Below are 15,255 nucleotides of genomic sequence, written 5' to 3'. Positions count from 1 at the left end.
GTCTTCCCCTGTTCTGCCCTGCCCTCACCCAAGGAGAACCTGCCATGACCGCCGCGACCGCTTCGACCCGCCTGCGTGACGTGATCGGCCTCGACAACGGGCTGCCCCGGCTCGCCAACGCCACCCTGGTCCTGATCGACTTCCAGAACACCTACCGCAGCGGCGTGATGGCCCTCGAGGGCGCCGCCCCGGCCCTCGCCGCCGGGGCGCGCCTGCTGGCTGCCGCCCGCGCCGCGGGAGCACCGGTCATCCACGTCGTCAACGACGGCGGCGAGGGCACCCCGTACGACATCCGCGCCGAGATCGGCGCCATCAGTGCGGAGGTCGCGCCCGTCGACGGCGAACCCGTCGTCGTGAAGCAGCTCCCCAACGCCTTCCACGACACCGGCCTGGAGCAGACCCTGCGCGAGCTGGGCGCGGGCAGGGACCTGGTGCTGGCCGGTTTCATGACCCACATGTGCGTCGCGGCCACCGCCCAGGGCGCCTTCACCCTCGGCTACCGTCCCACCGTGGTCGCCGAGGCCACCGCCACCCGGCCGCTGCCCGCCCCCGACGGTACGGTCCTGCCCGCCGCCACCCTCCAGGCAGCCGCCCTGACCACCATCGCCGACCTCTTCGGCACCGTGGCCCCGACCGTCGACGACCTCACCGATCCGGTCGGGGTCTCGTGAACCTTTCTGCCTCGGACACCGACCGTCTTGGCGGGACGTGCCGCGAGACAGGAAGGTGCGGTGAGCGGGGGCGGGCGGCGCGACGAGCGGTGGTGCGCTGCCGGCTCGGTGAGCGGGACGCTCTGCGGCAAGACGCCTCCTGAACCCGGACTCCTGAACGCCCGACGAAGCCATCGAGGCGCCCGGCCAGGGCCAGATCGTCCGGATGGGCGTGCACGTACGCGGCCGGGAGACGTCCGCCTCGTCCCGGGCCGGCGTCCGCGGCCCGAGCTCACCCCAGAGGTTCCCCCTGCCGGGACACGCCCCCGAGCGCGTCAATCGGGAGGCCCGCGAGGAGCTGCCGCCTACGCTCCCGGCATGAGCGTCAAGAGGGCGGCGGTGGCCGACGAGATTTTCGACCGGTTGGACACGAACGGGGACGGGGTGCTGACCGCGGCGGACTACCGGGCCAGCGCCGAGCAGCTGCTGCAGTCGTACGGCATGGGGCCGAGCTCGCCGAAGGGGCGCGCCCTGATCGAGGCGAACCAGGCGCTGTGGGAGCGGCAGGCCGAGCTGGTCGACCGCGATCGCGACGGGAGGATCGACCGGCAGGAGTACCGGGAGTGGTTCGACTCCCTGCCGGCCTCGGAGGCGGCCTCGCGCGCGCCCTCGGGCTCGCCGGAGGTGATGGCGGTCCTGCACGCGCAGTTCACCGTGGCCGACCGGGACGCGGACGGGCTGATGGGCCTCCACGACTTCACGGTGTGGCGGGAACTCAAGGGGGTGCCCGTACGGGAGGCGACCGCCGCGTTCGAACTCATCGACTCGGACGGCGACGGCGCGATCAGCTGGCCGGACTTCACCGGCGCGGCGGCCGCGCACGGGCTGGAGGCACTCCTGTACGGGCCGGGGCGGGGGTAGGCCTGACGCGGGCGGAGGCAAGGCGCGCATGCCGGCACGGACCCCGGCCCGGCCCCGGCGCAGATGAACCGGAACCGAAACGATCTTGATGGGCGTCTTTCCTGTCACGTGACCGACCACCACGAGCAAGACAGAGGAGAGGCTGACGTGAAGACACCGGGAGCCATACCGTCCCGTCGCGCACTGCTGACCGCCGGGGCGGGGGCGGTGCTGGCGGTGGCACTGCCGGCGGGCACCGCCCGTGCCGCCTCGTCGCACCGCGCCGGGGGCGTCGTGGCGCAGCTGCGCGGGCTGGAGCGCGAACACGGGGTCCGGCTGGGGGTGTACGCCAGGGACACCGCCACCGGCAGGACCGTCCTGCACCGCGCCGACGAGCTCTTCCCGATGTGCTCGCTGTTCAAGACGGTCGCCGCGGCGGCCGTGATGCGGGACCTCGACCACGACGGCACCTACCTCGCCAAGCGCATCCACTACACGCGGCAGGACGTCATCGACGCCGGCGGCGGTGAGATCACGCAGGACGAGAAGAACATCGCGAGCGGCCTGACGGTGGCCGAGTTGTGCTCCGCCGCCATCGCCCAGAGCGACAACGCGGCCGGCAACCTCCTGCTGCGCGAGCTGGGCGGCCCCACCGCGGTCACCCGCTTCTGCCGTTCCATCGGAGACCGCACGACCCGGCTCGACCGGTGGGAGCCCGCGCTGAACTCGGCCGAGCCCTCGCGGGTGACCGACACCACCAGCCCCCGCGCGATCGGGATGACGTACACGCGGCTCGCACTCGGCGACGCGCTGTCCCCGCGGCACCGGGAGCAGCTGAACCGCTGGCTGCTGGCCAACACCACGAGCAGCGAGCGGATGCGCAAGGGCGTGCCCGCGGAGTGGGCCCTCGGGGACAAGACCGGCGCCGGCTCGTACGGGACCAACAACGACGTGGGCATCGCCTGGCCGCCGGGACGGCCGCCGGTGGTGCTGTCCATCCTCACCACCAAGCCGGAGGCGACCGCACCGCGGGACAACGCCCTGATCGTCAAGACGGCGGCCCTGCTGACGGAGACGCTGGTCTGACGGAGACAGTGGCCTGAGGCGGCCGCCACGGCAGCGGCGGGCGGCCTCCACCGGCATCGCGTGTGGAGGCCGCCCGCTTCCCGTATGTGTTACGGGGCCATCTCGTAGGCCCCGGACAGGGCTTCGACGCGGGCCCAGACGCGGGCCGAGCGCGCCTCGTCGACGACGGGGCGGCGCACCGCGCCCAGCGCCCAGGCCTGCTGGTCCGCCGTGGCCGAGTCCTTGCCGTACAGCTCGACGGCGTGCCCGGAGAAGTCGCGGACGAGGACGGAGAACAGCTCGTCGAGGACGTCCTGGTCCAGGCCGGTCAGGCGGGCCTGCTCCAGGATCAGCTGGGCGTGCACGACCAGCGCGAAGAGCTGGCCGACGGAGAGCAGGAAGTCGAGGTCGCGGCTCTGCTGCTCGTCCGGGGCCATGGTGGCGACGAACTCGCACAGGGCGTCCGCCTGCTCGCGGAACCGGGCCGCGTTCGGCACCTCGGCGTACGCGTCGAAGGCGGGCCGCCAGTCGTGGAAGCGTACGGAGCCGAGGCCGCGGGCCGGGCCCTGCCGGAACAGGAAGTCGTCGTCGGCCGCGTCGAGGCGGGTCGGGACGGCCGGGTACTCGACCGGCTCCAGCAGGTGGTTGCGCATGAACTTGAGGATCAGCGCGAGGTTGACGTGGACCGTGCCCTCCAGCTTGGGCAGGCCGCGGATCTCGACGGCCGCCTGGGCGAAGTAGTTGTCCTTCTCGAAGCCCTTGGCGGCGATGACGTCCCACATGAGGTCGATGACCTTCTCGCCCTCCGTGGTCACCTTCATCTTCGTCATCGGGTTGAAGAGCAGGTAGCGCCGGTCGTCGGGGCCGGCCGAGCGGAAGTAGTCGACGGCGCGGTCGCTGAACAGCTTCATGCCGACCAGGCGGACGTAGGCGTCGGCCAGCTCGCGGCGCACGTGCGGGAAGGCGGTGACGGGGCGCCCGTAGAGGATGCGGTTGTGGGCATGGGTGACCGCCTCGTACATCGCGTGTTCGCAGATGCCGATCGTGGCGGTGCACAGGTTGAACTTGCCGACGTTGACGGTGTTGAGGGCGGCGTCGAAGGCGGCGCGGCCGGTGTGCAGGACGTCCTCGGCGGCCACCGGGTAGTCCTCGAGGCGGAACTCGCTGACGTACTTGGAGGAGTCGACGACGTTCTTCACGAGGTGGTAGTTCGGGTGGCGGCTGTCGGCGGCGAAGAACACGTAGCCGTCCGGGCCCTCGACGTCCGTGCGGCGGCCGAAGACGGAGACCAGGCCGGCGGCGTTGCCGTTGCCGATGTAGTACTTGGAGCCGGTGGCCCGGAAGCCGCCGGCTGCGTCGGTGGACGGCTCCAGCAGCATGTCGGTGGAGTAGATGTCGGCGCCGTGGGCCTTCTCGGAGAGGCCGAAGGCGAACACCTCGCCCTGGGAGAGGAGTTCCGCGGCGCGGGCCCGCACGGCGGCGTTGTCGCTCTGCCAGACCGGGCCGAGGCCGAGGATGGTCACCTGCCAGGCGTACCAGTAGTCCAGGCCGTAGAAGCCGAATATCTCGTTGAGGGCGGCGATGCGGGCGGTGTCCCAGCGCTTGTCGCCCTCGCCCTCGCCGGCCGCGGAAGCCGGGGTGAGGAAGGTGGCGAACAGGCCCTCCTTCGCGGCGAACGCGATGAAGTCCGCCAGCCAGGCGCGGGAGCGGTAGTCCTCGATCAGCTTGCGCTTGCCCCGCTCCTCGAACCAGTCGACGGTGGCGCGCAGCAGCCTGCGGGTCTCGGGGTCGAAGTGCGCCGGGTCGTACGTGTGCGGGTTGAACAGCAGCGGATCGGTCATGGAGGTTCGCCTTCCGAGGGGTTGGGAGTCGAAGGGTTGCGCGGGAGGGCGGCTGCGCGGGTACGCAACCGCGCGGTGGCGGGTACGTCGCGGGGCGGGCGGTGGGGTTCAGCCGGTCGGGGCCGGCGGTGCCGCGCCGAGCCGGCGGAGGGTGGCGAGGACGTCGTCGAGCCAGGCGACGGTCATCCGCTCGTAGGCGATGCCGCCGCGCAGCACGACGTGCTGGAGTTCCCGGCCGGGGTCGAGCGGTGCGGGGGCATCGGGTCCGGTGAAGTCGCGCAGCTCGCCGGCGAGGTAGTGGGCGAGGCGGTCGCTGTGCGCCCGGCGGTGCCGTTCGACCTCGCCGATCAGCGCGGCGGGGTCGTCGAAGGCGGCGCCGCGGATCTTCACGGCGAGTTCGTGGCGGAGGCTCTCGGGTTCGATCGGGTCGTGCAGCCACCGGGAGAGGGCGGCGCGGCCGGGGCCAGCGACGGAGTACACCTTCTTGTCCGGCCGGCCCTGCTGCGGGACCTCGCGGACGGCGAGCATGCCGTCGGCCTCCATGCGCTTGAGGACGCGGTAGATCTGCTGGTGGGTGGCGGTCCAGAAGTAGCCGATGGACCGGTCGAACCGGCGGGCCAGCTCATAGCCGGAGCCCGGCTTCTCCAGCAGGGAGACGAGGATCGCGTGGTCGAGCGCCATACGGTGATCCTGCTATGCAACTCGTTGCATAGACAAGCGGGCGGGGCAGGGTGAGACGCGGCTCACCCGAAGCGCGGAACCGGGACGGGTCCGCCCCAACGCAAAAATCTGTGCCGGAGAGCGATGAGTTCGGCCGGCCGGAGCGGTCTGCCTTCCTGACAGCACTCACCTGGAGGAGCCCACCATGACCGAGATCGTGACCCGCATCCTGGAATCGACCGGCGCCACGGTCACGTACGACGTGCGCGGCGCGGACGGCGGAGCCGGGCGGGCCGGCCGGCCGCCGGCCCTGTTCCTCCTCGGCTCGCCGATGGACGCCGCCGGGTTCGGCACGCTTGCGTCGCACTTCACTGACCGGACCGTGATCACGTACGACCCGCGGGGCGCCGGCCGGAGCCTCCGCACCGACGGCGCGGCGGAGACGCTGCCCGAGGAGCACGCCGAGGACCTGCGGCGGGTCATCGAGGCCGCCGGTCCGGCCCCGGTCGACGTGTTCGCCAGCAGCGGCGGAGCGGTCAACGGGCTGGCCCTGGTCGCGCGCCATCCGGAGCTGGTGCGGACCCTCGTCGCGCACGAGCCGCCGACGGCGCAGGTCCTGCCGGACCGGGAGGCGGCGCTCGCGGTGTGCGAGGACATCCACACGACGTACCTGCGGGACGGGATGGGGTCGGCGATGGCCAAGTTCCTCGCGGCGGTCATGCGGACGGGCCCCTTCCCGGAGAACTGGCGGGACGAGCCCGCCCCGAACCCGGCCGACTTCGGGCTGCCGGCCGAGGACGACGGCTCGCGCCGGGACCCGCTGCTGGGGCAGAACATGCGCGGCTGCACCTCGTACCGGCCGGACTTCCCGGCGCTGCGCGCCGCTGGCACGCGGATCGTCCTCGCGGCGGGCAAGGAGTCGGAGGGCCAGTTCCCCGCGCGGGCCGCGGCAGGCGTCGCCGACGGCTTGGGCATCGGGCTGACGCTGTTCCCCAGCCACCACGGGGGCTTCCTCGGCGGCGAGTACGGCCAGCACGGGGACCCGGAGGCCTTCGCCGGGGCCCTGCGCGACGTACTGGACGGCGGCTGACGACCGACCGCCCGACCACCTGCCGACTGCCGACCGGCTGCCGACCGGCTGCCGACGACCGACTGCCCACTACGGATTGCCGTTCTTGAGGCGGCGGTTGACCTCCTCGTTCACGCGGCGGTTGAGTTCGGCCAGTTGCTCGGGGGTGTAGGCGGTCAGGTCGCCGACGTCCGGCGGGGCGCCCGGTGCCCGTTCCTTCGGTTTGGCGTCCTCGCGGCTTTTGAGCTCCTGCTCCTCCGGCGAGCCGGGGGCCGCGTACGCGCAGCGGATGAGCGCGCCGTCGGCGGCCTTCAGGCAGGACACCTCGCGGCCGCCGACCTGCCCCCTGCCCTCCACCCGGTAGCGGATGTTCTGTTCGCTGCCGATGGTGGCGGTCCAGGTGGTGCCGCCGGTGGGCACGACCTCGAACACCTGGTCGTCGTTGTAGCAGCAGACGTCCCGGTACTCGGCCTTGACGAGGGCGACGATCGCCTTGGGCGAGGGCCAGGTGGGGTCGAGCCGGTGGACGGTCAGCGGAGCCAGTCCGCCGCCCCGGTGCCGGGTCGGCACCGTCGAAACGGCCACGACGGAGCTCGCCTCGCCCTGCGGCGTGAGCGGGGCGACGTACGCGCTGCGCCCCGACCCGTCGCGGTACCGCAGGGTGAACTCCGACTCGTTGCCCTCGTTGGCGCCGTCCTCGGAGGCGTCCCAGCCGCTGCGCTCGAACCACCAGTCGGCGAAGCTGCCGACCGCGGCGGTCGACTCCCGCTGTCGGGCCGCCAGGCTCGTCGGATAGGAGGGGCCGGGCACTTCGGCCGTGTCGGTGGTGAGGGTCAGCCTTCCGGTGCGCCCGTTGTAGAGCGCGACTCCGGCGGGACGTTCCGTCACCACCAGGATCCCGGTCTGCCGTTTGAGGGGGACGACCACGACGGGGGTCTCCCCCGAGCACGTCACGTAGGCGTCGGAGGCCTCGAAGCGCACCCACCGATCCCGGGAAGATATCTTCCGGCCCAGATTGTGGCCGAACCAGCCGCCGATCCGCGCGTCCGCCACGCCCACGTCGAACGCGCAGCGCTGCCGGGAGCGGCCGCCGCCGCCCAGCGGAACCTCCTGGACCAGGCCGACCTCGTACCCGGTCAGCCAGCCGCGCCGCTCGACCAGGGTGGCGAACCTGTCCGCGTCGGGCAGGTAGGTGATGTCGGCTATCTCACCGGTGACATCGCCCAGGTGCGGTGCGGCCTGCGCCTTGCCGACCAGGTACGGGGACCGGGCCGCGAGGTCGGGCACCGGATCGGCCGCGATCCGGGTTCCGGCCATGTAGGCGCGGTCCTGGAGGTACGACCCGTAGACCAGCCAGGCCACCCCGATGGCCACCCCCACGACGGCGCCCAGGCACCCGAGGGTCTTCACCCCGTCGCCCGCCGGCGCGCCGCCGTTCCGGCGCAGCCGGCCGACCAGCCACGGCAGCGCGGCGAGCCCGGCGACCGCCGCCGCGGGCGGCGCCAGCGCGGCGAACGCCTTCCGCAGCTCCCATACCAAGATCGTGCTGAGGTACGGGGCGTACAGCGGTGCGAGCACCACGAGCAACACCAGTACGGCGGGTATCGCGATACGCAGAGCCCGGCCCATCAGCACCCTCCCCAGCCCTTCCCCAACCGGCCTCCCCCATTGTGTCCCGCCGGCCGGGCCGTGTCCGGGCTCCGCCGAAATCGCCGGGTCGGGTAGCGCCGGGTGCCGGTGCCCGAGGGAGCGGGGGTTGGCCGCGGCCTCCTTGAGGAACTCGGCCGGCCGCGGGGAACTCCTCCGGACGAACGGATCGTTCCGCCCCCCACGCGAACGGTCCGGGCGGCCGGCGGAGAGGCCGTGCGCACGCCCCGCTCCGGAGGGACGATGGACGAGGAGGGCCGCACCTCTGTGGCCGAAGTCGAACCCCGAAAGAAGGGACGCGCCATGCTTGCGGACAGCAGGGCATTCAGCGGCTTCTCGGTACGGCGGATCGAGGACGTCAAGGATTTCTACGGCTCGACGCTCGGGCTGCGGGTCTCGGAGGACAGCGGGATGCTGCTGCTCCACCTGGCCGGCGGCAACGACGTCCTGCTGTACCCGAAGGACAAGCACGAGCCCGCCACGTTCACCGTGCTGAACTTCCCCGTGCAGGACATCGACGAGGCGGTCGACGGCCTGGCGGCGCGGGGCGTGGTCTTCGAGCGGTACGAGGAATTCGACCAGGACGAGAAGGGCATCCTCCGCGAGGCCGAAGGCGGCCCCTCGATCGCCTGGTTCAAGGACCCCGCGGGCAACATCCTCTCGGTGCTCAAGGAGCGCTGAAGCCCCTCCTCCCGCCTGCTCCCCCGCCCGTCGGCGGCGGGTGGAACGGAATTCCGTCAGCCCGCAGGCATGCCGCGGCCCAACGGTGGTAGACGCAGGGAGTCCTTATCCAGGGGGGCCGGGAGGTTGTCGTGATTGTCCTCGGAGTGATTCTGCTGATCATCGGCTGGGCGACCGGGATCTCGATCCTGTGGACGATCGGCCTGATCCTCGTCCTTGTCGGCGTGGTGCTGTGGATACTCGGTGCGGCCGGGCACGCTGTGGCGGGCCGCAGACACTACTGGTGAGGCGGGTCCGCATGAGCGATCCGGTCCGGCTCCCCGGTGACGTGCCCGGTGACGTGCACCGGGGAGCGCGGGGGCGGAGGCAGGCGCGGCGCGAGGGGAGCGCGACGCGGTCCGGCCCGTGGCGGTCGGGCCGGGTGCGAAATCGGGTCAGAAGACGAAGACCTGGCTGCCGTTCAGGGTCGCGTTCATGGCGCAGCTGTTGGAGAAGGTGCGCTTCCAGGCGACGCGGCTGCCCTCCCACACCCCGTCGACGGTGATGGTGACGGGGTCGTAGTGCATCGGACACGCGCGGTCCGGGTTCGGGGCGGACAGCAGGCGGTCGAGGTTGCCGTCGGTGGACTTCAGGGCCGCACAGGCGGCCTTGGGGTCGGGGTGCGTCCCCTGGGCGCCGGGCGCGCAGCTGAGGGTGGAGGCACGCAGGAAGGTGGCGGTGGCGGCGTCGTCCCCCTTGGCGACGGCGAAGACCATGGCGGACGGGGCGTACAGGCTTGCGGGCTTGGCCTCCGCCATACCCGTGGCGCCGGCCACGCAGAGGAGGGCAGCGGCGGAGACGGCAGCGAAGCGGTAACGCACGACGGACCAACTTTCGATTCAAAGGTTGAGCGCGATACTTTCTTGCGATATCGCGTTTCGGCGTGGCCGAGTCTGCCCGACACGAAGGCGGGCCGCATATGCACGGCCGATTTACGGACACGGCGTTCGGATATCGGATACCGACCGGACGTTCGGCCAGCTCACACGGGGTGCGACCCCTGCGTAGCGGTCCGTCAACGCGCCGTGACGGGGGTGCCGACGTGCTGTCTTGAGGCTCCTGACCTGCTGTCGGCCGCTCGCGGTTCATCGAACGGCCATCCAGCTTGACCGGATCGGTGCGGTCCGGGGCCCGTGAAGGCGACCCGAAGGGCGAAAGGGGCGTACGCAGGGCCCCCGCCCGGCCTGCGGGTGCGGGCCGGGCCCCGATGGGGGAAGCTGGCGGTGGCCGTGGCACAGCCGTCGCCCCGGCGGAACGCAAGGGCAAGGCAAGGGCAAGGAGGGTCTCGTGGACACAGCGGGCACCCGTCGACGCACCGGCACCATCGCCGCCCGGGCGCGGACCGCGGCACTCCTGTGCGCGGCAGCCGCACTCGCCGTCGCATCCGTACCGACCGCCCGCGCAGCCGGACCCGGGCCCGGGGCCGCCCCTGCCCCCGCACCGGCGCCGCTCGTGGTGGTCGACTGCTTCGAGGAGCCGCAGGTGCGCCCCGAGGAGTACCTGCTCGCCTGCGGCGACGGCAACAACCGCCTCGTCGAACTGCGCTGGCACACCTGGGGCCCGACCACCGCGACGGCCACCGGCACCGACATGGTCAACGACTGCCGCCCGTACTGCGCGGCCGGCCGGTTCCGGGCGTACCCGGTGCAGGTCACCCTGAGCCGCCCGCAGCCGTGGCCCGAGCATCCGGGCACGCACCGCTTCACCGTGATCCGCCTGGTCTACCCCGAGGCCGCGCCGGAGCCGGTGCCGCACGACGTGAGCTACAAGCTGGTCTACTGAGTGAGCCGTGGCCGCGGCACGGTCCGCGGCCCACAGTCTGCGGAAGGCCGGGGGCCCGGCGAGTTCGGCGAGTTCGGCGACCAGGGCGCGGACCCGGGCACCGAACTCCGTCAAGGTCGGTGGAACAAATCACCCGTGCGGGCGGTCCCGCTGGCAGCAGCGCGGCCGAGGCGGCTTGCTGGTGGGATGAGACAACACATGCCGGGCAGGTCCCGGGCGGCCGGTCTGAGCACACCGCGGGCCGCGGGGTTCGCGGGGGTGGCCTTCGCCGTGCTGCTGGGAGCGGCGATCGTCCTCGTGCGGACGGCGCTGCCGTCGGGAGCCGGCGGGGAGGACATCACCCTCGACGAAGCCGGGCGGTCCGGCGTGACCGCGGCGGTCCACATGGTCCCGTTCGCCGGCATCGCCTTCCTGTGGTTCATGGGCGCGCTGCGGGAGCACACGGGGGAGGCCGAGGACCGGTTCCTCGCGACCGTGTTCCTGGGCAGCGGGCTGGTCTTCGTCGCCGCGCTCTTCGGCGCCACCGCCGCGGCGGGCACCGTGCTCGCCGCGGATCAGCCGGAGGCCTTCGGCCGCCACTTCGCGTACACGCTGCTGACCACGTACGCCATGCGGATGGCCGCCGTCTTCGTCCTCGCCACCTCGGCCATCGGGCGCAGGCTCGGCGTCCTCCCGCGCCCGCTGAGCGCATTCGGGTCGCTCGTCGGGCTGGCCCTGCTGGTGGTGGGCGCGTCCGTGCCGTGGTCCGAGCTGGTGTTCCCGGTGTGGGCCCTGGTCATCAGCCTGTACGTGCTGCGCGTCTCCCGGCGCGGGCCGCAGCGGGCGCCTCACTCCAACGGCCTTGCCTGACGGGCCGTTCCCGGCCTCATCCCGCACTCTGGGCCGGGAAGCCGAGGGGGCCACCGAAAGGACCGTACCTTGCTGAGGCTTGTCGTCGACTTGAACCGGTGCCAGGGGTACGCGCAGTGCGCCTTCCTGGCGCCAGACGTCTTCGCGATGCACGGGGAGGAGGGACTCCTCTACGATCCGCAGGCGGAGGCCGCCCAGCGCGAGCGCGTGGCCCAGGCCGCCGCGGCCTGTCCCGTCCAGGCGATCCTCGTCGAGGACCTGGAGGCCTCGGATGCCTGACACGCCGCTGGAGCAGCTCAAGCGCAGCGGCCGGATCGTCGTCGTGGGGGCCTCGCTGGCCGGCCTGCGGGCCGCCGAGACGCTCCGCGAGAAGGGTTTCAAGGGCTCGCTCACCATGGTCGGTGACGAGCCGTACGAGCCGTACGACCGACCGCCGCTGTCCAAGCAGGTGCTGCTGGGCAGGTCCGCGGCCGAGCGCACCGCGCTCCCCCGCCGCCGCGCGATCGACGCCGAGTGGCGGCTCGGCGTGGCGGCGACCGGCCTGGACATGGCCGGGAAGCGGGTCAGGCTGGCCGGCGGCGACGAGGTCCCGTACGACCGGCTCGTGATCGCCACCGGGGTGCGGGCCCGGCCCTGGCCGAACCAGGCGGAGGCCGAACTCGACGGCGTGTTCGTCCTGCGCACCCGCGACGACGGGGCGGCGCTCGCCCGGCGGTTCGACGCGGGACCGCGCCGGGTCCTGGTCATCGGCGCCGGGTTCACCGGGTCCGAGATCGCCTCGGCCTGCCGGGAGCGCGAGGTGGAGGTCACCGTCGCCGAACGCGCCGCCGCCCCGCTGGTGGGCGCGCTCGGCGGGGTCATCGGCCAGGTGGCCGCCGAACTCCACCGGGAGCACGGCGTGGACCTGCGCACCGGGGTGATGGTGACCGGGCTGGAGGGCGACTCCACCGGGCGGGTCCGGGCCGCGCACCTGTCCGACGGCGCCATGGTGGAGTGCGACGTGGTCGTCGTCTGCCTGGGCGCGCAGCGCAACACCGAGTGGCTGATGGGCTCCGGGCTGGGCGCGGGTCCGCGCGGCATCGCCTGCGACGCGGGCTGCCGGGCCTTCGACATCATGGGCATCGTCACCGACGACATCTACGTGGCCGGTGACGTGGCGCGTTCCCCCCACCCGCTGTTCGGCTACCAGTTCCTGTCGCTGGAGCACTGGGGCAACGCGGTCTGCCAGGCGGAGACCGCGGCCCACAACATGCTCAGCGAGAGCGCGGACCGGCGTCCGCACATCTGGGTGCCGGCGTTCTGGTCCTCCCAGTTCGGGGTGAACATCAAGTCCGTCGGCGTGCCGTCCATGGGCACCGAGATCATGATCACCCAGGGTTCGCTCGCCGAGCGCCGGTTCACCGGGGTGTACGGGTACCAGGGACGCGTGATCGGTGCGGTCACCTTCGACAACGCGCGCTGGCTGGAGTTCTACGAGAAGCAGATCGAGCTGACCGCGCCGTTCCCCCCGCCGTTCCCGACCATGGACCGGCGCACCGACGGGAGCAAGCCGATGGACGCCGACTTCCCCGACCCGTCGGTTCCCACGCACGGACCGACCGTGACCCTCAGCGGATATTCGCCGGCCGACCGGCGGATGACGTTCACCCCCGCCGGGCACTGACCGACCCGCGCGCCCTCCGGAGGAGCCCGAACCGCCATGAAACAAGGCATCCTGACCGACATCCTGGACTACGCCAACCGCTCCAACCCGTATCCGCTGTACGAGGAGCTGCGCAAGACGCCGGTCTACCATGACGGCGAGGGGCCGTACGTGGTCAGCACGTACTACGAGATCCGCGGCCTGCTGCACGACCCGCGGCTCAGCTCCGACACGCGCAACCGGACGGCGGGCGGCGCGGACCCGCTGGGCGAGGAGGGCGAGGGCGGCGAGGGCGGGACCCTGCCGCCGAGCTTCCTGAAGCTGGACCCGCCCGAGCACGACCGGCTGCGCCGGCTGACCAACCGCCCGTTCGGGCCGCCGCACGCGCCGCACCGGATCGAGAACATGCGCGGGGACCTGGAGGACACCGTCAAGGGGCTGATCGACGACATCGCGAACGGGGTGTCCGGCAGCGGCCGGGGCACCGAACGCTTCGACATCGTCGACCAGTTCTCGTACCCGTTCCCGGTGACCATGATCTGCCGGCTGCTCGGCGTACCGCGTGAGGACGAGGCCCGGTTCCACGAATGGGCCGACACCCTCGCGGCGAGCCTGGACCCGGATCCGGACGCGGACCCGGGGGAACGGGAGAAGGCCACCCACGACGCCCGGATGGAACTCGGCATGTACCTGGCCGGGCTGATCGAGGAGCGGCGGAAGAACCCGCAGGACGACATGCTGTCCCAGCTGGCCGCCGGGCACGGCGACCTGGCCATGTCGACCATGGAACTGCTCAGCACGGCCGCGCTGCTGCTGATCGCCGGCCACGAGACCACCGTCAACCTGATCACCAACGGCATGCTGACGCTGCTGCGCAACCCGGACATGCTCCGGCGGCTGCGCGCCGAACCGGGGCTGGCGGTGCCGATGGTGGAGGAGCTGCTGCGGTTCGAGCCGCCGGTGCAGATGCTGCCGCAGCGCACCCCGCTGGCCGACATCGAGGTGCGCGGGGTGACCATCCCCAAGGGGTCCCCGATGTGGCTGATGCTGGCCGCCGGCAACCGGGACCCGCAGCGGTTCGAGAACCCCGACCGCTTCGACCCGGACCGCAAGGACGTCCAGCACCTGGGGCTGGGCAGCGGCATCCACAGCTGCTTCGGGGCCCCGCTGGCCCGGCTGGAGGCGCAGAAGGCGCTGAGCGAGCTGGCGCGGCGGCTGGAGAACCCGCGGCTGCTGGAGGACCCGCCGCCGTACCGGCAGAACGCAGTCCTGCGCGGGCCGCGCCACCTGTGGGTGGCCTGCGACGGCATCCGTCCCTGACGCCTCGGCGTACCCTGGCGCCTCGGCGGACCCCGCCCGCTGACGTGCATCGTTGTAGCCGCGGTGGGAGCGGGGGGACACGCTGTCGCGGGCAGGGCCACCCGCCCGGCCCAAGCCGAATCGATCCACCCGGCGCCCGGACGGGTGACCGGCCGGGCCGCGGCGGACAGGTCCGCCGCCGCCGAGCGGTTCAGCCGCCCTGGCCGGTGTGTTCCAGGATCAGCTCGGCGAGCTGCGGTACGACCGACTCCGGGAGGGCGTGGCCGAGGCCGGGGACGGTGGCCACCCGGGCGCGGCCGAGCAGGCCGGCCAGGTGCCGTGCGTGTGCGGTCCCGGCGACGGGATCGCGGGGCGCGTCGATCACCAGGGCCGGGACGGTGACGGCGGCCAGCTCCGACGCCCGGTCGAGGCCTTCCGCACTGGCTCGGGCATGGGCGACCGGGGAGTCGTGGCGCCCGGAGTGCTCGATGATGCGCTCCTCCGACCGCCGGAACTCCTCGGGGTCGAAGGGGATTTCCCCGCCGTTGAGGACGCGCCAGTGCTCCACCCGCCAGTCGAGTTCGGCCGCCCGGTCGCGCGGTTCGGCCATCTCGTTCCACAGGGCCGCGAGCTCGGGGTCGATCTCGCTCCCGGCGGGGCCGCCGTCCATGGGCATGGTTCCGATGAAGGTGGCGGTGCGGATCCGGTCCGGGTGGTCGAGCAGTAGCAGCTGGGCGAGCAGGCCGCCCATGGACATGGCGACGACGTGGGCCGCGTCGACGCCGAGGGCGTCCAGTACGGCGATCGCGTCGTCGGCCAGGTCGGTGATGGGGTACGGACGCTCGTCGAAACACCAGGTGGAGGCTCCGGTGTCGCGGTGGTCGTAGCGGATGACGCGGTGGCGGCGGGCGAGGGCGGCCACGAGGGAGTCCGGCCAGGCCAGGCCCGAGGCATTCGCTCCCATGATGAGCAACAGGGGCGGGGCGGCCGGATCGCCGTGTTCCTCGGCCCAGAGGCTGATGGCGGGGGCAACTGTGATCTTGTGCTCCATCGCCCAACCATCACCGACACAGCGGGCGTTGTCCATCGAAAAACCCCCGCCGTTCCATGTGCCCTCCGTGTGCCGTCCCG

Annotated in this window: 16 protein-coding genes; 11 read left to right on the top strand and 5 right to left on the bottom strand. The window is 72.6% G+C overall.

From position 1 onward, the window contains the following. The first annotated feature begins 44 nt into the window (after positions 1-44). From AC068A_RS30785 to bla, 3 genes are all read left to right on the top strand, one after another. Positions 45-671 carry an isochorismatase family protein gene (locus AC068A_RS30785; RefSeq protein ID WP_478589547.1) on the top strand — a complete coding sequence of 209 codons (627 nt, stop codon included), beginning with the start codon at positions 45-47 and terminating at the stop codon, positions 669-671. A 357-nt stretch (positions 672-1,028) separates the two neighbouring features. Continuing rightward, complete coding sequence (locus tag AC068A_RS30780; RefSeq protein WP_478589546.1) at positions 1,029-1,571, top strand: EF-hand domain-containing protein; 543 nt, start codon at positions 1,029-1,031, stop codon at positions 1,569-1,571. Positions 1,572-1,718: 147 nt separating this feature from the next. Then, positions 1,719-2,636 (top strand): class A beta-lactamase, encoded by a 918-nt coding sequence (bla, locus tag AC068A_RS30775; protein ID WP_478589545.1) that lies wholly within the window; start codon positions 1,719-1,721, stop codon positions 2,634-2,636. A gap of 89 nt (positions 2,637-2,725) precedes the next feature. Here bla and AC068A_RS30770 read toward each other — a convergent pair whose 3' ends face one another. Together AC068A_RS30770 and AC068A_RS30765 are read right to left on the bottom strand one after the other, a co-directional pair. After that, complete coding sequence (locus tag AC068A_RS30770) at positions 2,726-4,456, bottom strand: acyl-CoA dehydrogenase family protein (protein ID WP_478589544.1); 1,731 nt, start codon at positions 4,454-4,456, stop codon at positions 2,726-2,728. Positions 4,457-4,564: 108 nt separating this feature from the next. Beyond that, complete coding sequence (locus tag AC068A_RS30765) at positions 4,565-5,137, bottom strand: PadR family transcriptional regulator (protein WP_478589543.1); 573 nt, start codon at positions 5,135-5,137, stop codon at positions 4,565-4,567. 184 nt (positions 5,138-5,321) lie between these two features. On the opposite strand from AC068A_RS30765, the gene AC068A_RS30760 reads away from it, so the two are divergent. Continuing rightward, positions 5,322-6,206 carry an alpha/beta fold hydrolase gene (locus AC068A_RS30760; RefSeq protein WP_478589542.1) on the top strand — a complete coding sequence of 295 codons (885 nt, stop codon included), beginning with the start codon at positions 5,322-5,324 and terminating at the stop codon, positions 6,204-6,206. Between the two features lie 69 nt (positions 6,207-6,275). Here the strand turns inward: AC068A_RS30760 and AC068A_RS30755 are convergent, their stop codons facing one another. Further along, positions 6,276-7,814 (bottom strand): hypothetical protein, encoded by a 1,539-nt coding sequence (locus AC068A_RS30755; RefSeq protein ID WP_478589541.1) that lies wholly within the window; start codon positions 7,812-7,814, stop codon positions 6,276-6,278. Between the two features lie 321 nt (positions 7,815-8,135). Between AC068A_RS30755 and AC068A_RS30750 the strand changes: the two genes are divergently transcribed. Together AC068A_RS30750 and AC068A_RS30745 are read left to right on the top strand one after the other, a co-directional pair. After that, positions 8,136-8,513 carry a VOC family protein gene (locus tag AC068A_RS30750; RefSeq protein WP_478589540.1) on the top strand — a complete coding sequence of 126 codons (378 nt, stop codon included), beginning with the start codon at positions 8,136-8,138 and terminating at the stop codon, positions 8,511-8,513. A 131-nt stretch (positions 8,514-8,644) separates the two neighbouring features. Next, complete coding sequence (locus AC068A_RS30745; RefSeq protein WP_478589539.1) at positions 8,645-8,800, top strand: DUF6131 family protein; 156 nt, start codon at positions 8,645-8,647, stop codon at positions 8,798-8,800. A 147-nt stretch (positions 8,801-8,947) separates the two neighbouring features. Here the strand turns inward: AC068A_RS30745 and AC068A_RS30740 are convergent, their stop codons facing one another. Next, positions 8,948-9,373 carry a subtilase-type protease inhibitor gene (locus AC068A_RS30740; RefSeq protein ID WP_478589538.1) on the bottom strand — a complete coding sequence of 142 codons (426 nt, stop codon included), beginning with the start codon at positions 9,371-9,373 and terminating at the stop codon, positions 8,948-8,950. Positions 9,374-9,839: 466 nt separating this feature from the next. Between AC068A_RS30740 and AC068A_RS30735 the strand changes: the two genes are divergently transcribed. From AC068A_RS30735 to AC068A_RS30715, 5 genes are all read left to right on the top strand, one after another. Further along, on the top strand, positions 9,840-10,334 hold the full coding sequence (locus tag AC068A_RS30735) for a hypothetical protein (RefSeq protein WP_478589537.1): 495 nt from the start codon (positions 9,840-9,842) through the stop codon (positions 10,332-10,334). 198 nt (positions 10,335-10,532) lie between these two features. Then, complete coding sequence (locus tag AC068A_RS30730; RefSeq protein WP_478589536.1) at positions 10,533-11,183, top strand: hypothetical protein; 651 nt, start codon at positions 10,533-10,535, stop codon at positions 11,181-11,183. A 72-nt stretch (positions 11,184-11,255) separates the two neighbouring features. Next, positions 11,256-11,462 carry a ferredoxin gene (locus AC068A_RS30725; RefSeq protein ID WP_179174268.1) on the top strand — a complete coding sequence of 69 codons (207 nt, stop codon included), beginning with the start codon at positions 11,256-11,258 and terminating at the stop codon, positions 11,460-11,462. Beyond that, positions 11,455-12,846, top strand: a complete 1,392-nt coding sequence (locus AC068A_RS30720; protein ID WP_478589535.1) for an NAD(P)/FAD-dependent oxidoreductase — start codon at positions 11,455-11,457, stop codon at positions 12,844-12,846. Before AC068A_RS30725 ends, AC068A_RS30720 begins: the two co-directional genes overlap by 8 nt. A gap of 36 nt (positions 12,847-12,882) precedes the next feature. Then, positions 12,883-14,145, top strand: a complete 1,263-nt coding sequence (locus AC068A_RS30715; protein WP_478589534.1) for a cytochrome P450 — start codon at positions 12,883-12,885, stop codon at positions 14,143-14,145. Positions 14,146-14,335: 190 nt separating this feature from the next. On the opposite strand, the gene AC068A_RS30710 is transcribed toward AC068A_RS30715, so the two are convergent. Further along, positions 14,336-15,175 carry an alpha/beta fold hydrolase gene (locus AC068A_RS30710; RefSeq protein WP_478589533.1) on the bottom strand — a complete coding sequence of 280 codons (840 nt, stop codon included), beginning with the start codon at positions 15,173-15,175 and terminating at the stop codon, positions 14,336-14,338. Between the last annotated feature and the right edge of the window lie 80 nt (positions 15,176-15,255).

It is taken from the genome of Streptomyces sp. NPDC043854 (assembly GCF_056436005.1).
This window is presented reverse-complemented; position numbering and strand designations above follow the sequence as displayed.

Coding starts and splice junctions, on each gene's coding strand:
- AC068A_RS30785 (WP_478589547.1), top strand. CDS start 45: ATGACCGCCGCGACCGCTTCGACCCGCCTGCGTGACGTGATCGGCCTC.
- AC068A_RS30780 (WP_478589546.1), top strand. CDS start 1,029: ATGAGCGTCAAGAGGGCGGCGGTGGCCGACGAGATTTTCGACCGGTTG.
- AC068A_RS30770 (WP_478589544.1), bottom strand. CDS start 4,456: ATGACCGATCCGCTGCTGTTCAACCCGCACACGTACGACCCGGCGCAC.
- AC068A_RS30765 (WP_478589543.1), bottom strand. CDS start 5,137: ATGGCGCTCGACCACGCGATCCTCGTCTCCCTGCTGGAGAAGCCGGGC.
- AC068A_RS30760 (WP_478589542.1), top strand. CDS start 5,322: ATGACCGAGATCGTGACCCGCATCCTGGAATCGACCGGCGCCACGGTC.
- AC068A_RS30755 (WP_478589541.1), bottom strand. CDS start 7,814: ATGGGCCGGGCTCTGCGTATCGCGATACCCGCCGTACTGGTGTTGCTC.
- AC068A_RS30750 (WP_478589540.1), top strand. CDS start 8,136: ATGCTTGCGGACAGCAGGGCATTCAGCGGCTTCTCGGTACGGCGGATC.
- AC068A_RS30730 (WP_478589536.1), top strand. CDS start 10,533: ATGCCGGGCAGGTCCCGGGCGGCCGGTCTGAGCACACCGCGGGCCGCG.
- AC068A_RS30720 (WP_478589535.1), top strand. CDS start 11,455: ATGCCTGACACGCCGCTGGAGCAGCTCAAGCGCAGCGGCCGGATCGTC.
- AC068A_RS30715 (WP_478589534.1), top strand. CDS start 12,883: ATGAAACAAGGCATCCTGACCGACATCCTGGACTACGCCAACCGCTCC.
- AC068A_RS30710 (WP_478589533.1), bottom strand. CDS start 15,175: ATGGAGCACAAGATCACAGTTGCCCCCGCCATCAGCCTCTGGGCCGAG.